At 67.6% G+C, this 22,983-nt stretch carries 19 protein-coding genes; 11 read left to right on the forward strand and 8 right to left on the reverse strand.

Annotated elements, in window-relative coordinates:
- The first annotated feature begins 35 nt into the window (after positions 1-35).
- From AASM09_RS18520 to leuB, 6 genes are all read left to right on the forward strand, one after another.
- Positions 36-1,127 carry a threonine dehydratase gene (locus AASM09_RS18520; RefSeq protein ID WP_049428488.1) on the forward strand — a complete coding sequence of 364 codons (1,092 nt, stop codon included), beginning with the start codon at positions 36-38 and terminating at the stop codon, positions 1,125-1,127.
- The gene (locus AASM09_RS18525) at positions 1,124-2,710 is read left to right on the forward strand and encodes a 2-isopropylmalate synthase (RefSeq protein ID WP_049428490.1); all 1,587 of its coding nucleotides are present in this window, start codon (positions 1,124-1,126) and stop codon (positions 2,708-2,710) included. Before AASM09_RS18520 ends, AASM09_RS18525 begins: the two co-directional genes overlap by 4 nt.
- A gap of 10 nt (positions 2,711-2,720) precedes the next feature.
- Positions 2,721-3,500: a class I SAM-dependent methyltransferase gene (locus tag AASM09_RS18530; RefSeq protein WP_049428492.1), complete on the forward strand. Its 780-nt coding sequence runs from the start codon at positions 2,721-2,723 to the stop codon at positions 3,498-3,500.
- A 61-nt stretch (positions 3,501-3,561) separates the two neighbouring features.
- Complete coding sequence (gene leuC, locus AASM09_RS18535; protein WP_049428493.1) at positions 3,562-4,980, forward strand: 3-isopropylmalate dehydratase large subunit; 1,419 nt, start codon at positions 3,562-3,564, stop codon at positions 4,978-4,980.
- Positions 4,980-5,558 carry a 3-isopropylmalate dehydratase small subunit gene (leuD, locus tag AASM09_RS18540; protein WP_049428495.1) on the forward strand — a complete coding sequence of 193 codons (579 nt, stop codon included), beginning with the start codon at positions 4,980-4,982 and terminating at the stop codon, positions 5,556-5,558. Before leuC ends, leuD begins: the two co-directional genes overlap by 1 nt.
- Positions 5,548-6,609 carry a 3-isopropylmalate dehydrogenase gene (gene leuB / locus AASM09_RS18545; RefSeq protein WP_049428497.1) on the forward strand — a complete coding sequence of 354 codons (1,062 nt, stop codon included), beginning with the start codon at positions 5,548-5,550 and terminating at the stop codon, positions 6,607-6,609. Before leuD ends, leuB begins: the two co-directional genes overlap by 11 nt.
- A 107-nt stretch (positions 6,610-6,716) precedes the next feature.
- On the opposite strand, the gene AASM09_RS18550 is transcribed toward leuB, so the two are convergent.
- A complete protein-coding gene (locus AASM09_RS18550) occupies positions 6,717-7,490 on the reverse strand; it encodes an SDR family oxidoreductase (RefSeq protein WP_049428498.1) in 774 nt (257 codons plus the stop codon).
- 117 nt (positions 7,491-7,607) lie between these two features.
- Here AASM09_RS18550 and AASM09_RS18555 point away from each other — a divergent pair, with 117 nt between their 5' ends.
- Positions 7,608-8,513: a LysR family transcriptional regulator gene (locus tag AASM09_RS18555; protein ID WP_049428501.1), complete on the forward strand. Its 906-nt coding sequence runs from the start codon at positions 7,608-7,610 to the stop codon at positions 8,511-8,513.
- A 442-nt stretch (positions 8,514-8,955) separates the two neighbouring features.
- Here AASM09_RS18555 and AASM09_RS18560 read toward each other — a convergent pair whose 3' ends face one another.
- Both AASM09_RS18560 and AASM09_RS18565 read right to left on the reverse strand, forming a co-directional pair.
- The gene (locus AASM09_RS18560; protein WP_049429067.1) at positions 8,956-12,117 is read right to left on the reverse strand and encodes an efflux RND transporter permease subunit; all 3,162 of its coding nucleotides are present in this window, start codon (positions 12,115-12,117) and stop codon (positions 8,956-8,958) included.
- A 4-nt stretch (positions 12,118-12,121) separates the two neighbouring features.
- Positions 12,122-13,252, reverse strand: coding sequence for an efflux RND transporter periplasmic adaptor subunit (locus AASM09_RS18565; protein ID WP_049429068.1), 1,131 nt, complete (start codon positions 13,250-13,252; stop codon positions 12,122-12,124).
- A 117-nt stretch (positions 13,253-13,369) separates the two neighbouring features.
- Here AASM09_RS18565 and AASM09_RS18570 point away from each other — a divergent pair, with 117 nt between their 5' ends.
- From AASM09_RS18570 to AASM09_RS18580, 3 genes are all read left to right on the forward strand, one after another.
- Positions 13,370-14,050, forward strand: coding sequence for a TetR/AcrR family transcriptional regulator (locus AASM09_RS18570; RefSeq protein WP_049429069.1), 681 nt, complete (start codon positions 13,370-13,372; stop codon positions 14,048-14,050).
- Between the two features lie 136 nt (positions 14,051-14,186).
- Complete coding sequence (locus AASM09_RS18575; RefSeq protein ID WP_049429070.1) at positions 14,187-14,834, forward strand: protein-L-isoaspartate O-methyltransferase family protein; 648 nt, start codon at positions 14,187-14,189, stop codon at positions 14,832-14,834.
- 16 nt (positions 14,835-14,850) lie between these two features.
- The gene (locus tag AASM09_RS18580; RefSeq protein WP_049429071.1) at positions 14,851-16,209 is read left to right on the forward strand and encodes a TolC family outer membrane protein; all 1,359 of its coding nucleotides are present in this window, start codon (positions 14,851-14,853) and stop codon (positions 16,207-16,209) included.
- Between the two features lie 91 nt (positions 16,210-16,300).
- Here the strand turns inward: AASM09_RS18580 and AASM09_RS18585 are convergent, their stop codons facing one another.
- Positions 16,301-17,521 carry a hypothetical protein gene (locus AASM09_RS18585; RefSeq protein ID WP_049429072.1) on the reverse strand — a complete coding sequence of 407 codons (1,221 nt, stop codon included), beginning with the start codon at positions 17,519-17,521 and terminating at the stop codon, positions 16,301-16,303.
- Between the two features lie 215 nt (positions 17,522-17,736).
- Positions 17,737-19,035 carry a lipid IV(A) 3-deoxy-D-manno-octulosonic acid transferase gene (gene waaA, locus AASM09_RS18590; RefSeq protein ID WP_049429073.1) on the reverse strand — a complete coding sequence of 433 codons (1,299 nt, stop codon included), beginning with the start codon at positions 19,033-19,035 and terminating at the stop codon, positions 17,737-17,739.
- A gap of 60 nt (positions 19,036-19,095) precedes the next feature.
- Between waaA and AASM09_RS18595 the strand changes: the two genes are divergently transcribed.
- Entirely contained in the window at positions 19,096-20,013 is a 918-nt protein-coding gene (locus AASM09_RS18595) for an LpxL/LpxP family Kdo(2)-lipid IV(A) lauroyl/palmitoleoyl acyltransferase (protein ID WP_049429074.1), read from the forward strand.
- Positions 20,014-20,058: 45 nt separating this feature from the next.
- Here AASM09_RS18595 and AASM09_RS18600 read toward each other — a convergent pair whose 3' ends face one another.
- From AASM09_RS18600 to AASM09_RS18610, 3 genes are read right to left on the reverse strand one after another with little or no spacing between them, the layout of a single operon-like run.
- Positions 20,059-21,390: an O-antigen ligase family protein gene (locus AASM09_RS18600; RefSeq protein ID WP_049429075.1), complete on the reverse strand. Its 1,332-nt coding sequence runs from the start codon at positions 21,388-21,390 to the stop codon at positions 20,059-20,061.
- Positions 21,371-22,486: a glycosyltransferase gene (locus AASM09_RS18605; RefSeq protein ID WP_049429076.1), complete on the reverse strand. Its 1,116-nt coding sequence runs from the start codon at positions 22,484-22,486 to the stop codon at positions 21,371-21,373. The genes AASM09_RS18600 and AASM09_RS18605 overlap by 20 nt, the downstream gene beginning before the upstream one ends.
- 15 nt (positions 22,487-22,501) lie before the next feature.
- The gene (locus AASM09_RS18610) at positions 22,502-22,699 is read right to left on the reverse strand and encodes a zinc-finger domain-containing protein (RefSeq protein ID WP_005410967.1); all 198 of its coding nucleotides are present in this window, start codon (positions 22,697-22,699) and stop codon (positions 22,502-22,504) included.
- Positions 22,700-22,983: the final 284 nt, after the last annotated feature.

Here is a 22,983-nt window from a genome sequence, read left to right on the forward strand (position 1 = left end):
GCATGCGGCGGTCGACCGCACCCCGCTGGTGGCCCATGCCGGCCGCTGATGCCAGCCAGGAAAGCGATGTCGGCGACGTAAGCGTCGCCGACGTCCTGGCCGCGCAGGCCCGCCTGCGCCGCTTCCTGCCGCCCACTCCACTGCACCATGCCGAGCGCTTCGGCACCTGGCTGAAGCTGGAGAACCTGCAGCGCACCGGTTCCTACAAGGTGCGCGGCGCACTGAATGCTCTGCTGGCCGGCCGCGAGCGCGGCGACACCCGGCCGGTGATCTGCGCCTCGGCCGGCAACCATGCCCAGGGCGTGGCCTGGGCCGCCTATCGTCTGGACGTACCGGCCATCACGGTGATGCCGCATGGCGCGCCCGCCACCAAGATCGCCGGCGTCGCCCATTGGGGTGCGACCGTGCGCCAGCACGGCAACAGCTACGACGAGGCCTACGCCTTCGCGGTCGAGCTGGCGCAGCGCCACGGCTACCGCTTCCTGTCCGCGTTCGATGATGCCGACGTGATCGCCGGCCAGGGCACGGTCGGCATCGAGCTGGCCGCACACGCACCGGACGTGGTGATCGTACCGATCGGCGGCGGTGGCCTGGCCTCCGGCGTTGCGTTGGCGCTGAAATCACAGGGCGTGCGCGTGGTTGGTGCACAGGTGGAAGGCGTTGACTCGATGGCGCGCGCGATCCGTGGCGATGTCCGCGAGATCGCCCCTGTCGCCTCGCTGGCCGACGGTGTGCGGGTGAAGATCCCCGGCTTCCTGACACGCCGCCTGTGCTCCTCGCTGCTGGACGATGTGGTGATCGTGCGCGAAGCCGAGCTGCGCGAAACCCTGGTGCGGCTGGCGCTGGAGGAACACATCATCGCCGAGGGCGCCGGTGCGCTGGCGCTGGCCGCCGGCCGCCGCGTCGCCGGCCGCCGCAAGTGCGCGGTGGTCTCCGGCGGCAACATCGATGCCGGCGTGCTGGCCGGCCTGCTTACCGACATCCGGCCGCGCCCGCCACGCAAACCGCGGCGACGGCGCAGCGAAACACCCCGCTCGCCCGCGAGGGCCAGCGCGCCGTCCTCCCCCACTTCTTCCCCTTCCCACCTGCAAGCCGCAACGCCCGCTGTCGAGGAGATTTCCCTGTGACCACCATCGAACGAATTACCACCCCGCGCATCCGCATCTTCGACACCACCCTGCGTGACGGCGAGCAGTCCCCCGGCTGCAGCATGAGCCCGCCGCAGAAGCTGGTGATGGCGCGTGCGCTGGACGAACTGGGCGTGGACATCATCGAGACCGGTTTCCCGGCCAGCTCGCAGTCCGACCGCGAGGCGATGGCACTGATCGGCCGCGAACTGCGCCGCCCGAGCCTGAGCCTGGCGGTGCTGTCGCGCTGCCTGCAGGCCGACATCGAAACTTCCGCACGTGCGCTGGAAGCGGCCGCCAATCCGCGCCTGCACGTGTTCCTGTCGACCAGCCCGCTGCACCGCGAGCACAAGCTGCGCATGACCCGCGAGCAGGTACTGGAGTCGGTACGCAAGCACGTAGCGCTGGCGCGTTCCTACATCGACGACGTCGAATTCTCGGCCGAGGATGCCACCCGTACCGAGCTGGATTACCTGATCGAAGTTTCGCGCGTGGCGATCGCCGCCGGCGCCACCACCATCAACCTGCCCGACACCGTCGGCTTCACCACGCCGGAGGAAATCCGCGCGATGTTCCAGCAGGTCATCGCCGGCGTGGCCGACGTGCCCAATGCCGCCAACGTGATCTTCAGCGCGCACTGCCACAACGACCTGGGCCTGGCCGTGGCCAACTCGCTGGCCGCCATCGAAGGGGGCGCGCGACAGGTCGAGTGCACCATCAACGGCATCGGTGAACGCGCCGGCAACTGCTCGCTGGAAGAAATCGCCATGGTGCTGAAGGTTCGCCAGGCCTTCTACGAGCAGGACAGTGCGATCAACACCCCGCGCATCGTCGGCACCTCGCAGCTGCTGCAGCGCCTGGTCGGCATGCCGGTACAGCGCAACAAGGCGATCGTCGGCGCCAATGCCTTCGCCCACGAATCGGGCATCCACCAGCACGGCATGCTGCGCCACCGCGGCACCTACGAAATCATGCGTCCGGAAGACGTGGGCTGGGAAGACTCGCAGATGGTGCTGGGCCGCCACAGTGGGCGCGCCGCTGTTGAAGCGCGCCTGCGCGCGCTGGGCTTCTGGCTGGACGAGGATGAACTGAAGCTGGTGTTCGAGCAGTTCAAGGGCCTGTGCGAACAGCAGCGCGTGGTCACCGATGCCGACCTGCAGACGCTGATGCAGGGCGGTTCCAACGCACAGGGCTACCGCCTGGCGTCGATGACCATCAGCGATGTCGGCAGCCGCGCCAACGCGCTGGTTGAACTGTCCGACCCGGATGGCAACCGCGTGGCCGAAACCGCACAGGGCGACGGCCCGGTCGATGCGCTGTTCGGCGCACTGTCGGCCGCCACCGGCGTGCAGCTGATGCTGGACAGCTATCACGTACACAGCGTCGGCATCGGCGCCGACGCGCGTGGCGAAGCCAACCTGAGCGTGCGCCACGAGGGCGTGGAGTACGACGGCACCGGCACCAGCAAGGACATCATCGAAGCCTCCGCGCTGGCCTGGCTGGATGTTGCCAACCGTCTGCTGCGCCAGCGCCACGCCGCCGCCCACAGCAGCACCGACGTTGCCACCCCCGCCACCGCCTGAGGAAGCCGAGATGAGCGCCTTCGACACCCCCGCCCCGACCAGCGCCGCTGGCCAGCAGTGGAACGCCCAGGACTATGCGATTGATGCCGGCTTCGTGCCGCTGCTCGGCGGCGCGGTGGCGCGCCTGCTCGATCCGCGCGCCGGTGAGCGCATCCTCGACCTGGGCTGTGGCGATGGCGTACTCAGCACCGAGCTGGCGCTGAACGGTGCACGCATCCACGGTGTGGATGCCTCGCCGGAACTGGTGATCGCCGCCCGCGCACGCGGTGTCGACGCGCAGGTGATGGACGGCCACGCGCTGTCGTTCGACAGCGAGTTCGATGCAGTATTCAGCAACGCGGCACTGCACTGGATGGGCAATCCCGACCAGGTGCTGGAAGGCGTGCGCCGCGCCCTGCGCCCCGGCGGCCGCTTCGTCGCCGAGTTCGGCGGCCATGGCAACGTGGCCACGATCATCGCCGCGCTGCAGGCCGCACGCGTGGCTCACGGCCATGGCGCCAGCGCCTTCCAGTGGTACTTCCCGACGGCCGATGCCTACGCTGACCGCCTGCGCCAGCATGGCTTCCAGGTGCAGCTGATCGAATGCACGCCGCGCCCCACCGCGCTGCCGACCGGCGTGGCCGGCTGGTTGCGCGTGTTCGCCGCGCCGCTGCTGGATGACCTGCCCAGCGAGGTCCGCGCCACCGTGCGCGATGCCGCCGCTGCACTGCTGGCCGATCTGCCGCGCAACGCCGCCGGCCAGCCGCTGGCCGACTACGTGCGGCTGCGGGTGCTCGCCCGTCGCCGCTGACTCGACACTTTTCGCTATCTTTTCTGATGTCCGCACCTTCGTACTTCTGCCAGGCACACGCATGACTTCCGCACCCCGCACCCTGTACGACAAACTGTGGGACGCCCACGTGGTGGTTCCCGAATCCGACAGCGCCCCCGCCGTGCTGTACATCGACCTGCACCTGATCCACGAGGTCACCTCACCGCAGGCCTTCACCGAACTGCGCGAACGCGGCCTGTCGCCGCGCCGGCCGGACCGCACCAAGGCAACGATGGACCATTCCACCCCGACTCTGCCGGCCGGTGCCGACGGCACGCTGCCCTATGCCAGCGCCGCCTCCGAGGAACAGGTCGCCACGCTGGCACGCAACTGCGCCGAGCACGGCATCGAGCTGTTCGACATGGCTTCGGACAACCGCGGCATCGTCCACGTGATCGCGCCGGAACAGGGCTTCACGCAGCCGGGCATGACCATCGTCTGCGGCGACAGCCACACCTCCACCCATGGTGCCTTCGGTTCGCTGGCCTTCGGCATCGGCACCAGCGAAGTCGGCCACGTGCTGGCCACGCAGTGCCTGCTGCAGCGCAAGGCGAAGACCTTTGCCATCACCGTCGATGGCCCACTGGCGCCGGGCGTGGGCGCCAAGGACGTGGTGCTGCACATCATCGGCGTGATCGGCGTCAACGGTGGCACCGGCCACGTCATCGAGTTCCGTGGCAGCACCATCGAAGCGATGGACATGGAACAGCGCATGACCCTGTGCAACATGTCGATCGAGGCCGGCGCGCGTGCCGGCATGGTCGCCCCGGACCAGGTCACCTTCGACTTCGTGGCCAATACCCCGCGTGGCCCCAAGGGTGCCGAGTTCGACGCCGCCGTCGCACGCTGGCAGCAGCTGCGCAGCGATGACGGCGCACGCTTCGACAGCGAAGTACGCATCGACGCCGCCGACATCCGCCCGACCCTGACCTGGGGCACGCATCCGGGTACCGCCATCGCGGTGGATGCGCCGATTCCCGCCGCCAACGATGCGGCCGCGCAGAAGGGCCTGGACTACATGCACTTCCAGGCGGGCAAGGCACTGGCCGGTACGCCGGTGGACGTGGTGTTCGTCGGTTCGTGCACCAATGGCCGCCTGAGCGACATGCGCGAAGTCGCGCAGGTCCTGCGCGGCCGCCGCGTCGCCGAGCGGGTACGCATGCTGGTGGTACCGGGCTCGGAGATCGTCAAGCGCGAGGCCGAGGCCGAAGGCATCCATGAGATCGTGCGCGCGGCCGGTGCCGAATGGCGCGAGCCCGGTTGCTCGATGTGCATCGCCATGAACGGCGATCTGGTCGCGCCCGGTCAGCTGGCCGTGAGCACCAGCAACCGCAATTTCGAGGGCCGCCAAGGCCCCGGTTCACGTACGCTGCTGGCCTCGCCGATGAGCGCGGCGTGGGCCGCCGTGAACGGGCACGTTGCCGATACCCGCGAACTGTTCGCACAGGAGGTAGCGTAATGGCCGGTTTCCGTACCTTGACCTCGTCCAGCGTGGTGCTGGCACAGACCAACATCGACACCGACCAGATCATCCCGGCACGGTTCCTGTCGACCACCGAACGCGCTGGTCTCGGCCGCAACGCCTTCAATGACTGGCGCTGGCAGGCCGATGGTTCGCCGGTGGCCGACTTCGCCTTCAACCAGCCTCGCAATGCTGGTCGCAGCATCCTGCTGGCGGGCCGCAATTTCGGCTGTGGTTCTTCGCGCGAGCATGCCCCGTGGGCGCTGACCGACCTCGGCCTGCGCGCCATCGTCAGCAGCGAGATCGCCGACATCTTCCGCGGCAACGCGCTGAAGAACGGCCTGCTGCCGATCGTGCTGGACGAGGCCGACGTACAGACGCTGATGCAGCGCCCGGATGATGAGCTGACCATCGATGTGGCCGCGCGCGAACTGCGCACCCCGGATGGCCGCGTCTATTCCTTCCCGCTGGATGGCTTCTCGCAGACCTGCCTGCTGGAAGGTGTCGACCAGTTGGGGTATCTGTTGGGCCGTGTCCCTGAAATCGAACGTTACGAGAGTGAGCATGCACGCTGAAATTGTTGTCCTGCCCGGTGATGGCATCGGCCCGGAAGTGGCCGCCGCCGCGGTTGCCGTCCTGAAGTCCGTCGCCGAACGCTTCAACCACACCTTCACTTTCAGCGAGCACGATATCGGCGGCATCGCCATCGACCGCCATGGCGAGCCGCTGCCTGCCTCGACGCTGGCCGCCTGCCAGGCCGCCAATGCGGTACTGCTGGGCGCGGTCGGTGGCCCTAAGTGGTCCGACCCGAACGCCAAGGTGCGCCCGGAACAGGGTCTGCTGGCGATCCGCAAGGCGCTGGGCCTGTACGCCAACCTGCGCCCGGTGCGCACCCATGAAGCCGCGCTGCACGCCTCGCCGATCAAGGCAGAGCTGCTGCAGGGCGTGGACTTCGTGGTGGTGCGCGAGCTGACCGGCGGCATCTACTTCGGCGACAAGACCCGCGACGCCGACAGCGCCAGCGACCTGTGCCGCTACTCCGTGACCGAGATCGAGCGCGTGCTGCGCAGCGCCTTCCGCCTGGCACAGCAGCGTCGCGGCAAGGTCACCTCGGTGGACAAGGCCAACGTGCTGGAGACCTCGCGCCTGTGGCGTGACGTGGCCGCGCGCATCGGCCGCGAGGAATTCCCGGACGTTGCGCTGGAGCACCAGCTTGTCGATTCGATGGCCATGCACCTGCTGGCCAAGCCGCGCGAGTACGACGTGATCGTGACCGAGAACATGTTCGGCGACATCCTCACCGACGAAGCCTCGATGCTGGCCGGATCACTGGGCCTGCTGCCGTCGGCTTCGCTGGGCGAGCCGGGTGCGGTCGGTATCTACGAGCCGATCCATGGTTCGGCACCGGACATCGCCGGCAAGGGCATCGCCAATCCGTACGCAACGATCTTCAGCGCGGCGATGCTGCTGCGCCATTCGCTGGGGCTGGAGGCTGAAGCTGCGTCGGTGGAAGCGGCGGTGCATGCCGTGCTGGACGACGGTGTGTTCACCGCCGACCTGGCCGCCAAGGGCCAGGCGGTGAGCACGGCAGCCGCCACCGACGCGGTGCTGGCAAAGCTGCGCTGACCCATCGGGCAACACCTGTAGAGCCGAGCCATGCTCGGCTCATTCAACAGCAGTCGAGCATCGCTCGACTCTACAGGTAGCCGGCAGCCAGGCCATGCGTGGCTGCCTTACTTGGTGGTGTACCCACCATTGACCAGAATCGTCTGCCCGGTCATCCACCAGCCATCGGTCACCAGGAAGCGGATCCACGGCACGATATCGGCGATGTCGGTCAGGCCGGTGCGGGTGAACGCCGACAGCGCCGCCGCGGTCTTGTGGTACGCCTGCGCATCGGCACTCTCGGCCGGGTAGAAGAACGGCGTATCCATCGGCCCCGGCCCGATCGCGGTCACCGAGATGCCGCGCTCACCAAACTCCTTCGACGCCGCACGGGTGAAATGCTCGACCGGTGCCTTGGTGCCGGCGTAGCTGGAGTAGAACGGTGTGTAGGCACCCAACAGCGAGGTGACCAGGGTGCAGATGCGGCCACCGTCGTTGACGTGGCGCCCCGCCTCCTTGAGGAAGAAGAACGCTGCCTTGGCGTTGACCGCGCTCATCTCGTCGTACTCGGCTTCATTGATCTCCAGCAGCGGCTTCTTCAGCACCTTGCCCACGGTGTTGATGGCAATGTCGGGACGGCCAACCGAGGCCACGGCATCGGCGAACAGGCGCTCCATCGCTGCCGCCGACGTCAGGTCGCCCTGCAGGGCCACCGCCTTGCTGCCGGCGGCCTGCACCGCAGCGACGGTCGCCTCTGCATCGGCGTGGGTGGCGGCACTGTTGTAGTGAACCACGATGGCCTTGGCGCCTTGTGCGGCGAAGTCGCGGGCGATCAGTCCGCCCAGGTTCTTGGCGCCACCGGCAATCAGCACGGTCTTGCCCTTGAGGGAATGGTCGGTCATGGCTTCGATCTCGGGAGGGGGCTGCCCGGGGTGGCAACCCTGCCCTGACGACGATATCGTGCAGAAAATACGGATAAAGCCCACCACATTGACTTAACTTTCCAGAGCCAGCGAACAATGGACCGGATCGATCGCTTCCGCATCTTCACCCGGGTGGTGGAGTGCGCCAGCTTCACCCGCGCTGCCGACCAGCTCGGCCTGCCCCGCTCCACCGTCTCGGCAGCCATTGCGGAGCTGGAACAGCGGCTTGGCACCCGCCTGCTGCAGCGCTCGACCCGCCGGGTGTCCACCACCCATGATGGCGACGTGTTCCATGCGCGCTGCCTGCGCCTGATCGCCGAAGTCGAAGACGCCGAATCGCTGTTCCGGCAGGACGATGCGCAGCCGGTGGGCCTGCTGAAGATCGACGTGCCCAGCCGCATCGGCCGCCGAATCATCGCCCCTTCCCTTCCGGATTTCTTCGCGCGCCATCCGCAGGTGGAAGTGGATCTGGGCATGACCGACCGCGCGGTGAACCTGATCGAAGACGGTTGCGATGCGGTGTTGCGTGTCGGCCAGCTGGGGGATTCCAGTCTGGTGGCGCGCACGCTGGGCCAGCTCGACTTCGTCAACGTCGCCGCGCCGGCGTACCTGCGTGAACACGGCATGCCGCAGCAGCCTGCCGACCTGCAGCAGCACCGTGCAGTGAACTACGCCTCGCCGACCACGGCACGGGTGGAACCGTGGGAGTGGCAGGAGGGCGCGCAGCTACGCACATTGCCGATGCCCGGCTGGGTGCGGGTGAACAGCGCAGAAGCGTCGATCGCGTGCTGCGTGGCCGGGCTGGGGTTGCTGCAGATTCCGCGCTACGACGTGCAGGCGGAACTGCAATCCGGCGAACTGGTGGAAGTGATGCCGCAGTACGTGGCACAACCGCTGCCGGTGACCCTGCTGCTGCCGCATCGGCAGCACCGCGCACAACGTGTACAGGTGTTCATCGAATGGCTGCTGCCGGTGCTTCGAAACGGCCTGCGATTGCGGTAGATCCACGCCATGCGTGGATGCTTCTGTAGCGTCGAGCCATGCTCGACTCATCCCACCATCATGCGAAGAGCAGCCGAGCATGGCTCGGCTCTACAGAAAGCAGATCCCGCGATCAGATCACTCCACGCCATGCGTGGATGCTTCTGTAGAGTCGAGCCATGCTCGACTCATTCCATCATCGTGCGAAGAGCAGCCGAGCATGGCTCGGCTCTACAGAAAGCAGATCCCGCGATCAGATCACTCCACGCCATGCGTGGATGCTTCTGTAGCGTCGAGCCATGCTCGACTCATCCCACCATCATGCGAAGAGCAGCCGAGCATGGCTCGGCTCTACAGAAAGCAGATCCCGCGAGCAGATCACTCCGCGCCATGCGTGGATGCAAAGCGCAGTGCCAACCCAGGTTGGCACCTACCAGAGGCGGTGGCCGTAGAACCCGGGGTGTTACGCCCCGGATTCGTCCGGCTTGACCCGGAACCACGCCGCGTACAGGGCCGGCAGGAACACCAGGGTCAGCACCGTGCCGACGATCAGGCCGCCCATGATCGAGATCGCCATCGAGCCGTAGAACGCACTGCGCGACAGCGGAATCATCGCCAGCACCGCTGCCAGCGCGGTCAGCACGATCGGGCGGAAGCGGCGCACCGTGGCGTCGATGATCGAATGCCAGCGGTCATGGCCCGCATCGATGTCCTGCTGGATCTGGTCGATCAGGATCACCGAGTTGCGCATGATCATGCCGGCCAGCGCAATCGTACCCAGCAGTGCCACGAAGCCGAACGGCGCGCGGAACAGCAGCAGGAACAATGTCGCGCCGATGATGCCCAGCGGCGCGGTCACCAGCACCATCGCCGCGCGCGAGAAGCTGCGCAGCTGCAGCATCAGCAACGTGGCCACCACCACCAGGAACAGCGGCATGCCGGCCTTGATCGAGTTCTGGCCGCGGGCCGAATCCTCCACCGTACCTCCGGTCTCCAGCAGGTAGCCGCTGGGCAGCTCCGCACGGATGCCGTCCAGCGTCGGCAGGATCTGGTGCACCACGTCCAGCGGCTGCATGCCATCGCTGATGTCGGCACGCACGGTGACCGTCGGCAGGCGGTTGCGGTGCCAGATGATGCCGTCCTCGAAGCCGTACTCCATCGTCGCCACCTGCGACAGCGTGATGCTGCCGCCGTTGGCGGTGGGCATCGACAGGCTCGACAGCAGCTCAAGCTGGTTGCGCTCATCGGCCGGACCACGCAGCAGCATCTCGATCTGGCGGTTCCCTTCGCGGTACACGCTCACCGACTGCCCGGCCAGCGAACTGGACAGGAACTGGCTGACCTGGGCGCTGCTCACGCCCAGCGCGCGGGCGCGCTCCTGGTCGATCACCAGCCGCACCACCTTGCTCGGCTCGCTCCAGTCCAGGTTGACGTTCATCACGTGCGGGTTCCCGCGCACCTTGGCTTCGACCTGGCGTGCGATCGCCTGCACCTTCTCGATGTGCTCACCGGAAATGCGCATCTGCACCGGATAGCCGACCGGCGGGCCGTTCTCCAGGCGGGTCACGCGCATCTGCACGTCCGGGAACTTCGGGATCACCTCATGCAGCAGCCAGTCGCGGGTGCTCTCTCGCGACTTGATGTCCTTGGCCAGCACCACGAACTGGGCGAAATTGGTTGCCGGCAGCTGCTGGTCCAGTGGCAGGTAGAAGCGCGGCGAACCGGTGCCCACGTAGGACACGTAGTTGGCGATGCCCTCGCGGCTGGACAGCAGTTTCTCCAGCTTCTCGGCCTGGGCCTGGGTCGAACGCAGCGACGCGCCCTCGGCCAGCTCGATGTCCACCATCAGTTCCGGCCGGGTCGAATCCGGGAAGAACTGCTGTGGCACGAAGCGGAACAGCATCAGCGAACCGATGAACAACGCGATGGTCGCGGCGATCACCCACCAGCGTCGGCGCAGGCAGGTATCCAGGAAGCGACGGAAGCTGCGGTAGAACGGGCGCTGGTACGGATCATGGTCATGCCCGTGCTGCGGCGGCGCGATCAGGTTGGCCAGCGCCGGGTAACGGTCGGCCCACTGCTGGCGCTTGGCGTGCCAGCGCGCAGGCAGGCTGCCCGGCTTCGGCGGCCGCGGATTGAACAGGTCCGGCAGCATCTTGTCGCCCAGGTACGGGATGAACAGCACCGCTGCGATCCACGACACCACCAGCGCGATGGTCACCACCTGGAACAGCGAGCGGGTGTATTCGCCGGTGCTCGAGGCCGCAGTGGCGATCGGCAGGAAGCCGGCCGCGGTGATCAGGGTACCGGTCAGCATCGGGAACGCGGTCGACTCCCAGGCGAAACTGGCCGCGCGCAGGCGGTCATAGCCCTGCTCCATCTTGGTGGCCATCATCTCCACCGCAATGATCGCATCGTCCACCAGCAGGCCCAGCGCCAGCACCAGCGCACCCAGCGAGATCTTGTGCAGGCCGATGTCGAAGTAGTGCATGACGAAGAACGTCATCGCCAGCACCAGCGGGATGGTCACGCCCACCACCAGGCCGGTGCGCAGGCCCAGCGAGAAGAAGCTGACCAGCAGCACGATCACCACCGCCTCGGTCAGCACCTGCACGAACTCGCCGACAGACTCTTCCACCGACTGCGGCTGGTCGGACACCTTGCGCAGCTGCATGCCGGCCGGCAGGGTCTTCTGCAGGCGCTCGAACTCGGCATCCAGGTTGGCGCCGAGCTTGAGGATGTCGCCGCCATCCTTCATCGCCACCGCCAGGCCGATCGCCTCTTCACCCATGAAGCGCATCTTCGGCGACGCCGGATCGGCAAAGCCACGCTTGACCTCGGCGATGTCGCCCAGGTGCACGGTGCGGTCACCGGCGCGGATCGGGAACTGGCGGATCGCTTCGATGTCGTTGAACTGGCCGGTCACGCGCAGCTGCACGCGATCGGTGGCGGTCTCGAAGAAGCTGGTACCGCTTACCGCATTCTGGTCGGCCAGCGCCTGCTGCACCTGTTGCATCGACACGCCCAGCGTGGCCAGCCGGGTGTTGGACAACTCGATCCAGACCTTCTCGTCCTGCAGGCCGACCAGGTCGATCTTGCCGACGTCGGGTACGCGCTGCAGTTCCAATTGGATGCGGTCGGCGTAGTCACGCATCACCGCATAGTCGAAGCCCTTGCCGGTCAACGCATAGATGTTGCCGTAGGTGTCGCCGAACTCGTCGTTGAAGAACGGGCCGACGATCTCGCGCGGCAGCGTCGCGCGGATGTCGCCCACGCGCTTGCGCACCTGGTACCACAGGTCCGGAATCTGCTTGGAACGCAGGCTGTCGCGGGCCATGAAGATGACCTGCGATTCGCCCGGGCGCGAATACGAGCGGATGAACTCGTACTCGCCGGTGTTCATCAGCGCCTTCTCGATCGGCTCGGTCACCTGCCGCGAGACCTGCTCGGCGGTGGCGCCCGGCCACAGCGTGCGCACCACCATCGCCTTGAAGGTGAACGGCGGGTCTTCGGACTGGCCCAGATGCTTGTACGACCATGCACCGATCAGGGCGAAGGCGAGCATCGCAAACAGCACCAGCGGGCGATTGGCCAGCGCCCACTCGGAAAGATTGAAGCGGCGCACCGGCTTACTCCTTGGCCTTGGCGGCAGCAGGCGGCGCGGCCGGCTTCAGCACCGGGCGGTTCTGGCGGTCCACCGCGATCACCGGCTGGCCGGCGCGCAGCAGATGGCCGCCGGCGGCGACCACCCAGTCAGCGGCGCCAACGCCGGACAGCACCGGTACCGTTTCGCTGCCATAGGCACCGGTGGTGACCGACGCAGCTTTCAGCGTGCTGTTGGCCGGATCGACCACCCACACGCTGGCGGCACCGTTGGCGCCGCGCTGCAGCGCGCCCAGCGGCAGCTGCAGGGTGCCGTGGCGACCGGCACTGCTGTAGACGCGTGCGCTCTGGCCCAGTTCGACATCGGCCAGCGCATCGGCGGCCAGGCTCACCCGGGTGGCATAGGTGCGTGCCTGCGGATCGGCGGCGGCAGCGATCTCGCGGATCGTCCCCGGCAGGCGCTGGCCCGGGCGGTTCCACAGTTCCACCTCGACCGGCTGGCCGACCGCATAGTCGCGGATGGTGGCTTCGGGCAGGTCGATCAGCACTTCGCGGCCACCATCGGCGGCCAGGTTGAAGATGGTCTGCCCGGCGGACACCACCTGCCCGGCTTCGGCTTCGCGGCTGGCGATCACGCCATCGGCCGGTGCGCGCAGCTGTGCGTAGTCGGCCTGGTTGCGCAGCACATCAAGGTTGGCACGGGCCGCATTGGCCTGGCCCTGCGCAGCCTTGAACGCGGCGGACTGCTGGTCCAGCTGCGAGCGGCTGACCAGCTGCTGGTCGGCCAGCACCTGGTAGCGCTTGAGATCGTCACGGGCACGCACCAGATCGGCTTCCGCCGCCGCCAGCTGGGCCTGCGAGGCACGCGCCTGCAGCGCGAAGTCGGCCACGTCCAGTTCGGCCAGCACGTCGCCCTTCTTCACCCGCTGGCCGGCATCGACATGGCGCTTGACCAGGTTGCCGCCGACGCGGAACGACAGCGGGCTTTCCTGGCGGGCACGCACCGTGCCCGGGAACGCCGCCGGCGCCTGTCCGGCCTGTTCGCCGGGGTGAACCACCAGTACGGGCACGGCCGCCTGCGGCGCCTGTTCCTGTCCCGAACAGGCTGCCAGCGCAGCCACCCACACCATACCGCCCATCCAGCGCACGATCTTCATCGGTCAACGTCCTGAAAACGCAGGGTTGCAACAAGGGGGAGCCGCGACTGCCGGCCCAGTTTAATAAACCGGTCGGTATAGTATAAATATCGAACCGCTTGGTCTAGTATTGTTGCGATGAGTTCTTCCACTTCCCGCAAGCCGTCGGCCAAGCCTGCTGCCAAGGCCGCCGGACCCGGGCGCCCCAAGGATCTGGGCAAGCGCGCGGCGATCCTTGAAGCAGCCAAGGTACTGTTCATCGAACAGGGCTATACCGGCGTGAGCATGGACGCCATTGCCGCCCAGGCCGGCGTCTCGAAGCTGACCGTGTACAGCCACTTCGGCGACAAGGAAACCCTGTTTTCCGAGGCCGTGCAGTCCAAGTGCATTGAAATGCTGCCCGATGCCCTGTTCGTGGCCGACGCGGACGGTCCGCTGCGCGACCAGCTGATCGGCATCGGCCTGGCCTTCTTCGAGCTGATCACCTCCGATGCGGCGATCTCGATCCAGCGCATGATGATGGCGCCGGAGACCGACGAACGCCTGCGCGAGCTGTTCTGGCAGGCCGGTCCGGAACGCACCTGCGAGGCCCTGGCCGACTTCCTGCGCGCCCGCGGCGAACGCGGTGAGCTGGCGATCCCCGACTACTACCTGGCCGGCCAGCAGTTCCTGACCCTGGTCAAGGGCGAAGTGCACATGCATATGATGTGCGGCATGCCACTGTCACCGGTGGAGTGCGACCCTCTTGCCCATGTGACCGCCAGCATCGACTTCTTCCTGCGCGCCTATGCGCCGCGGGGGGCCGCGACGGCTGAATAACCAAAACTGAACGAACCGGAGGTCGCGATGACTTCCGGCACTGCGACCCCGGCCACCCGGCAGCTGATGCTCTGGGCGCGCCGCCGGCCTCCGGCACCGGTAAAATGGCCGGCCCACTGCGCTGGATTTGAACCTCATGACGATTGATTACGCCCACGCCCGCGAACTGATGGTGGAACAGCAGATCCGTCCCTGGGACGTGCTGGACATCAAGGTGCTCGACGTCCTGGCCCGCCTGCCGCGCGAGGCCTTTGTCGCCGATGCACACCGGGCGCTGGCCTACGCCGATGTCGAACTTCCGATCGGCCATGGCCAGAAGATGATGAAGCCGGTCATCGAGGGCCGTACCCTGCAGGCACTGGATCTGCAGCCGGGTGACGAAGTGCTGGAAATCGGCACCGGCAGCGGCTTCCTGTCCGCCTGCATCGGCGCGCTGGCGCGCGACGTGCTGAGCCTGGAGATCGACCCGGATCTGGCCGCCGCCGCGCGTTCCCGCCTGGACGCCTCCGGCCTGGGCACCAACGTCCGCGTGGAAGTGGCCGACGCCCTGTCCTGGCAGACCGAACGCCGCTTTGACGTGATCTGTGTCACTGGTGCCGTCGACGTGGTGCCGTCACAGTTCGCCTCGTGGCTGCGTCCGGGTGGTCGCCTGTTCGTGATCCACGGCCGCTCGCCGGCGATGGAGGCCCTGCTGGTCAAGGCCGACGGCAGCACCGAGTCCCTGTTCGAGACCGATATCGATTACCTGCGTGGTGCCGCCCCGGCACCCCAGTTCCACCTCTGAGTCCAAGGAAGCCGCAATGATCCGCCGATCCCTCGCTGTTGCGCTGGCCACTGCTCTGCTGCCGTTGTCCGCCCATGCCGCCGACCTGCTGCAGGTCTACGAAATGGCGCGCAACGGCGATCCGCAGCTGTCCGCCGCCGAATCGACCCGGCTGGTCGACAAGGAAGGCGCCGTGCAGGCGCGCGCCGCCCTGCTGCCGCAGATCAACGGCCAGGCCACGCTGAACCGCACGCGCAGCGAGCCGAACGCCGACATCAACTCCGGCTCGTTCACCAACAAGCGCCGCAATTACACGATCGATGGCAGCCAGACGCTGTTCAACTGGAGCCAGATCAACAACCTGCGTTCGCAGCGTGAGCTGAGCAAGGCGGCGGACTTCACCCTCGAATCGGCCAACGACAGCCTGATCGTGCGCACCTCGGCGGCCTACTTCAACGTGCTGGTGGCGATCGAATCGCTGAATGCCGCACAGACCAATGAAGCGGCCGCGAAGAAGCAGTTCGACTTCGCCGACAAGCGCCTGGAAGTGGGCCTGGCGCCGATCACCGACGTGCACGAAGCCCGCGCCCAGTACGACCAGGCGCGCGCCAACACCATCGTTGCGCAGAACACCCTGGCCGATAACTACCAGGCCCTGACCGAACTGACCGGCCAGCCGGTGGTCAACCTGCGTGGCCTGCCGGCGGACTTCCGCCCGGAAGTGCCGGCCAACCGCGGCAACATCGACGAGCTGGTGCACCAGGCCACCACCCAGAATCCGGCGCTGAAGGCGCAGGAACTGAAGGTCAGCGCCGCCGAAGCCGGCGTGCAGGCCGCGCGTGGTGGCCACTACCCGACCCTGTCGCTGGGTGGCAGCTGGGGCAAGACCGCGACCTGGGGCGACAGCACCGGCTCCGGCTCGCTGTCCCCCGATGCCCGCACCAACAGCATCGGCCTGACCCTGAACGTGCCGATCTTCGCCGGCGGTGCCACCCAGTCCAACGTTCGCCAGGCGCTGGCCCAGCGTGACATCGCCCAGGACGGCTACGAGCAGCAGAAGCGTGCCCTGGACCGCAACACCCGCAATGCCTACCAGACCCTGGTGCAGGGCATCAGCGAAGTGGAAGCCCGCCGCCTGGCGGTGGTCTCGGCGCAGAGCGCGTACGACGCGTCGCAGGTCGGCCTGGAAGTAGGTACCCGTACCGTGCTGGACGTGATCCAGAACCAGCGCATCCTGTTCTCGGCGCAGCTGGACTATGCCCAGGCTCGTTACACCTTCCTGCAGAACCGCCTGCTGCTGAGCCAGTCGCTGGGTGCGCTGGACGTGGCCGAGCTGCAGGACGTCAACCGCCTGCTGACCCAGGACGCGGGCAACCCGGCAACGACCACGCACTGAGTCGTCAGCCTGCCGGTCACGAAGAAGCCACCCGCGAGGGTGGCTTTTTTTTGGGTCGCGCGTACGGAAGCAAGCATGCATCCAGCGACCGTCAGCCGGGCCAGACCCGCATCCGTTCGACTGCGGCCAGCAGACACAGTGCGATGGCGACGGGCGCCAGCACCGGCAGGGCGCGTGACCGCGGTACCTGTCCACGCAGCACGGCCAGGCACACGGCCCCCATCACCAACAGGGTTGCCGGGCCAGGCAATACCGGCAGGCTGCCCATTGGCGCCCACAACGCCAGCAATGCCGCCGACAGGACGACGGCAACCGGCACCAGCCTCTCCCGGAATTCCAGGGATTCGTCACCTTCCGTCGGCCACAGCTGTATCGCCAGCCGCGCAGCCAACATCAGCAGCACCAGAACGAGCGCCACCAACCCCGCCACTCCCGCCAGCGGCAGCAAGGGCATCATCCAGTACAGCTCCGGGTGATGCTGCAGGGCCACCGACAAAGGCCGCGTGCTGGCCAAGGACGGAAATTCGACCAGGCCAGCCTGCAACGCGGCCAGTACGATCAGCAGCACCATGGCCAGCAGCACGCACACCAGCAGCCGCGGCGTCCGTGCCCTCGCCTGCCTGCCGATGCCAGGGAATCCCAGCACCAGGCCAACGGTGGCGAACACACCGGACAGCGGCACGCTCGCCGCCAGTACACCGCCGATCCCGAAGCGATAGGGTGCCGTTGCCGGCGGCAGCCATGGAATCCAGTACGCGTAGTGCACATGGCGGGCTGCCAGCACCAGCAACAGCAGGCCGACGCCGATCTTCACCGTCAGCAGCACACCGGCAACCAGCACCACACGGTGTGGCCGCAGCAATCCGACCACTGCAAGCAGCAGCAGGCTGGCAGCAGCCATCAGTTGATCCGGCATCCCGTTGCGGGTCTCGATTCCAGAACCGGCCAGCAGCGCATGCAGATGGCTGGCGATCGACTGCGCCACGCCAGCGGTAGTCAGCACCAGTTCCAGCAGCAGCGCACCACCGAGCAGAACGGCCGGCACGCTTCCCAAACGATCCCGCAACACGCCATACAGGCCGTCGGCAGCGGGCCATTGCTGGTTCTGAACGTGCAGGCAGTACAGCAGCGGCCCCATGCCCAGCGCAGCCAGCAGCAGGCTCAGGACGATGGCCGGGCCGGCCTGGGCTGCGGTGTGCTGGCCGACCAGCGCGACCACGCTGCCTCCCAGCAGCAAGGTCAGTGCCACCACTACAAGGCGATCGCCGTACCCGGGCGCATCAATGCCGTCAGGGCGGCTGTCGCGGTCCATCGCAAGTTCCCTTGATATCCGCCAAGCGCGGTCGACAGCAGACTGACAGCCTGTGCCGGGAGGCGGTATCGGAATATGCGCCCTGCGCACCACGATGTGACGGCAGGCACGTTGGCAACGAACCTCCCGGTCCAGCTACGACAGGTTCCCGGTCGTCAAGCAGAATTGACGCGGTCTTTCACGACAGTCGCGTCGCACGCGCCGGCCCTTCGAACTCAGCGGCAAGGTGGCGGCAGGTGCGGTCCGACCAGCGCCAGCGTACGCTGCAGGGCGCCGCGTCCATTGCTGATCAGCGTGCAGCCTGCCCGCGCCATGTCCTCGCGCGCCTGCGGGTCTTCGAGCAGGTGCTGCAGCAGTTCACCGACCGCCTGCACGTCTTCGCCGATCAACAGCGCGCCAGCCTCGCGCATGCGCCGGGAAATTTCCGAGAAGTTGTGCAGGTGCGGGCCAGTCACCGCAGCGGTGCCCATCGCCGCCGGCTCCAGCAGGTTGTGGCCACCGATCGGCTGCAGGCTGCCACCGACAAACGCCACCTGAGCGCAGGCATAGAACGGCATCAGCTCGCCGAGGGTATCGATGACGAACACATCGGTTTCAACCTCCGGCCACTGCTTCGCGCGCCGGGTTGCCACGTTCCAACCCTGTTCCCGTGCCAGTGCCTCCACCTTCGGGAAGCGCTCGGGGTGCCGCGGCGCCCACAGCAACAACAGGTCGGGGTGCTGCTGGCGCAGGCGCCGGTGCAGATCGATCACCGCCTGTTCTTCACCATCATGGGTACTGGCGGCGATCCACACCGGCCGCCGCGCCGGCACGCGGGCGTGGAACTGCTCGACGAAGCCCTGCACGTCCGGCGTGGTGATGTCGAACTTCAGGTTGCCCAGCGCCTGTACCTGCTCGGGCGCAGCGCCCAGCTGCACGAAACGGTCGGCATCGTCCTGCGACTGCGCGGCCACGCAGGTGACCGTGCGCAGCGCACGGCGGATCAACGCCGCCAGCAGCCGGTAGCCCCGCAGCGAACGCGCCGACAGGCGCGCGTTGAGAATGTAGACCGGAATGCCACGGTCACGGCAACCGAACAGCATGTTCGGCCACAGCTCGGTTTCCAGGATCAGCGCCAGGCTGGGCTGGAAATGGCCGAGGAAGCGGTTGACGCTGCCGGGCACGTCGTACGGCAGGTAGACGTGGTCCAGTGCATCGCCCCACAGCGCACGCACGCGCTCGGAGCCGGTCGGGGTGATGGTGGTGATGACCCAGCGGATGTCCGGCCGCTCCTTGCGCAGCGCGTTCACCAGCGGCGCAGCGGCATTGACTTCGCCCACCGAGACCGCGTGCAGCCAGACCCGCGGTTGGCCGGTGGGCTGCGGATAGGAGGCATAGCGCTCGTCCCAGCGCCGGAAGTATTCACGGACCCGGAAGCCGCGCCAGACCAGGTGGTACACGGTGATCGGCAGCAGGATGTAGAGCACGACCGAGTACAGGCCGCGCAGGATCCATTCGACAGGGTCTTTACGCATGCGGCAAGGATACGGGAGCCCCCCGGGAAAGACACGCGGCCGCCTTGGTAGAATGGGCCAATGTCCGATGCCACCACCGCCGTCCGCCCGTCGCTGCGCGATCCCCGCAACTGGCCGATGTTCGCCGCCATGCTGGGCGCCTTCGCCATCGCCCGCCTGCCGTGGATGCTGCAGCGGGCGCTGGGCCGGGGCGTCGGCTGGATCACCTGGCGCCTGCTGGGCAGCCGTCGCCGCGCCGCCGAGGTCAACCTGCAGCTGTGCTTCCCCGAGAAGGACGAGGCCTGGCGCCAGCGCCTGGTGCGCGACAGCTTCGATGCCCTGGGCGTGGGCGTGTTCGAGTGCATCCGCGCCTGGTGGGGCAGCATCGACAGCATCCGCCCGCAGGTGCAGATCGAAGGACTGGAACATCTGCGGCAGATGCAGGCGGAAGGTCGTGGCGTGCTGCTGGTGTCCGGCCACTTCATGACCCTGGAAATGTGCGGGCGCCTGCTGTGCGACTACGTTGATCTTTCGGGCATGTACCGCAAGCACAAGAACCCGGTGTATGAGTGGGCGGTGAAGTTCGGCCGCCTGCGCTATGCCAAGGCAATGTTCGCCAATGAGGACATCCGCGCTACCGTGCGCCACCTGAAAAAGGGGGGCTTCCTCTGGTATGCGCCGGACCAGGACATGCGCGGCAAGGACACCGTGTTCGTACCGTTCTTCGGCCATACCGCCTCGACCATCACCGCTACCCACCAGCTGGCGCGGATGACCGGCTGCGCGGTGATCCCGTATTTCCATCGCCGCGAAGGCGGGAAGTACTTCCTGAAGATCGGCGCGCCGCTGGAGAATTTCCCCAGCGAGGACGTGGAAGCGGATACCACGCGGGTCAACCAGGCCATCGAAGAGATGGTGCGCGAGGCGCCCGACCAGTACCTGTGGATCCATCGCCGATTCAAGCGGCAACCGGGTGGCCGGAGCGATTTCTACAAGTAACGCGGAGTCGGCTTGGCTCTATCCACGCCATGCGTGGATGCGCAGTTACTTCAGCGCCGGTGATTCGTCTGCGTCGCGGGCCAGCAGGCTGCCGGCGAACAGCGCGGCCAGCAATACGGTCAGCCCCCCCCAGAAGGCCGAGTAGAACGCCAGATGGGTGTTCAGCGGGAACACGGTCACCGCCAGCGCCAGCATCGCCGGACGCGCGCGTTCGCGGGCAATCGCCGGCGCGTAGCGCCATGCACGCCAGGCCTGGGCCACGGCCGCCAGCCACAGCAACAGGCCAATCACTCCGGTCTCTGCGAGGATTTCCAGCACGATCTGGTGGGCGTGCAGCGCCGGCGCATTGCCCCACACCGCCGGCCCCTCCTCCGCCACGCAGGCGGGATAGGCATCGCGGAAACCACGTGCACCCACGCCATTCATCGGGTGCGCTTCAATCATGCAGGCGGCAGCTTCCCAGATCCGCGCGCGCCCTGACAGGGCCTCGTCGACACCACGCTCGCCCCCATCCAGCGCCATGGCCGTACGCGCGAAGCGCTCGCGCAGCTGCGGCACGCTGGCGGTCAGCGCGCCCGCGCCGAGCACCGCCACCAGCGCCAGCGCGGCCAGCCGTTTCCAGCCGAACTGGCGCACACCGCTGTAGGCCAGCACCAGCGCGAAGGTGATCCACGAGGCGCGCGAACCAGCCAGCAGCAGCACGCTGCCCAGCGCTGCCGCAGCCAGCAGCCAGCCCGCATTGCCAAAGCGCCGCGCGACAGGCAGCAGCAGGAACGGCGACAGGCTGGCCAGCACCTGGCCGAACTTCAGGTTGCACGGTCCCAGTGCGCCGCTGAGGCGGTCGGCCAGCGCGGCCTCATCGGCCGGGCACAATGCGTGGCCACTGACCGCCAGCTTCAGGTGTTCCAGTGACCAGAACCATGGGCTGGTACCGGCCACGGCCTGCACCAGCGCATCCAGCGTCCATGCGCCGGTGATCAGCGCCAGACCTGCGAAGGTCAGCCGCCGCCGCTCTGGCGTGGCCACCGCGATCGCCACCAGCCACATGAAGGGCAGATAGCGCAGGCCCGCTGCAGCTTTGGTCCACGAGGCCGCCGGGTCGATCGCATCGAAGGCGGAAAATGCCTGCGGCAGCCAATAGCCGAGGAACAGGATCGAAGTCAGTGCCCAGGCCGCCGTGCTCAACAGATGCGGGCGGCGCTGCAGGCGGCGCATCACCATGCGCGCCGCCGCGTACAGCGCGCCCAGGCCCAGCACGGTTTCGGCGATGCCCGGCAACGGCCACATCGCCACGTACGCCAGCACCCACCAGGGCGCCCAGCGCCCGGCGCGGTCGTCGCGCACGATGACGGCAGGGTCAGCCGGCGAGGTCGGCATAGAGGCGGAGGGTATCGCGCTGCATGGCCTGCAGGGTAAACGGGATGCGGGTCGGCAAGGACGGAGGCTGGGCCAGCAGGGCCAGCGCACGTTCACCCAATGCGCGCGCATCGCCGAGCGGCACGGCACCTGCGGGTTGCAGCTGCCGAAGCAGTTCACCGACGCCACCATGGTCCCAGCCCAGCACCGGTCGGCCCACCGACAGCGCTTCGACCACGGTGCGGCCGAACGCTTCGGGTTTGTCCGACAGCTGCAGCACCAGGTCGCTGGCCGCGTAAGCCTGGGCGATGCGCGCGGTCGGTGTGCTGATGTGCACGGCCTCGGCCACGCCGAGCGCGGCCGCCTGCCGGCGCAGATCGGCCACGTAGGCTTCACGGCCGGGTTCATCGGTGCCCAGTATCCACACCTGTGCCGGCACACCGGCGGCGCGCACATCGGCCAGCAACTGCAGCGCATGTGCGTGGCCCTTCAGACGGGTACCCCGCCCCGGCAACAGCAGCAACGGGCCGTCCACCTGCGCCAGCCACGGGTAATCGGTTGCCAGCGCCAGCCGCGGCCGGTGGTCGGCGCGCGCCACCCGCGGGAACTGGGCGACGTCGACACCACGCGGAATCACCTGCAGCTTCTCTTCCGGCACGGTCGGGTAGTGCCGCTGCACGTAATCGCGGACGGTGTTGGACACGCAGATCACGCGCTCCCCACTGGTCATCACGGCGCTGTAGCGGCTGGGCGAATTCAACCCGTGCACGGTGGTCACCCAGTGCGGGCGCTGCGCGGCGGGCATGGCGCGGATCGCGTACAGGCCCAGCCAGGCCGGCAGGCGCGAGCGGGCATGCACGATGTCCGCGCCAACCTCGGCGAACAAGCGGCGCAGGGTCGGCAGGTGGCGCAGGGTCAGCAGCGACTTGCGACCGATGTCGAGGGTAAGGTGCTCGGCACCGCTATCGAGCAGCGGCTGCACCAGGCGGCCACCGGCGGAAACCACCAGCGCGCGATGGCCGGCGGCGACCAGCGCCGCAGCAATTTCCAGGGTCGAGCGCTCGACACCGCCGGAGTGCAGCGCCGGCAGCAACTGCACCACGGTCAATCGGCGCATCGAGGGGGCAGCCGCTTAGTCGGCCAGCACGAACACGGAACCGCAGTACGGGCACTGCGCTTCGCCATTGGGCTCGTCTTCGATCGGCAGGTACACGCGCGGATGCGAGTTCCACAGCGCCATTTCCGGGGTCGGGCAGCTCAGCGGAAGATCGCTGCGGTGCACGGTGTAGCGCTTCTCGGCGTTGGCGGGCGCGGTGGCGGTATGGCTCATGGCGGATGTCGATGAACGGGTTGCGAGGCCTGTGATTCTAGCATCCGGGCCGCCCCGACATTGCGCCACAACAGGTCTTTGGGCGCCGAGGGCCGATTCCGCGTGGCGTTGCATGGCACCTGGGACGGTCTGTCTGCACGGATTCCCCGGTCGCCCGTGCGGGTTTGTGCCGGGATCCTGCCGATCCGCGATATTTTCCGCATTTGGATCGAACTAAATGGCACTTGTCAGGTCGCTGCCGCTGTTGCAGGATCGGGCCCGGGTCGTGAATCGACCCGTCCAAT

It is taken from the genome of Stenotrophomonas maltophilia (assembly GCF_039555535.1).
GTDB lineage: Bacteria > Pseudomonadota > Gammaproteobacteria > Xanthomonadales > Xanthomonadaceae > Stenotrophomonas > Stenotrophomonas maltophilia_Q.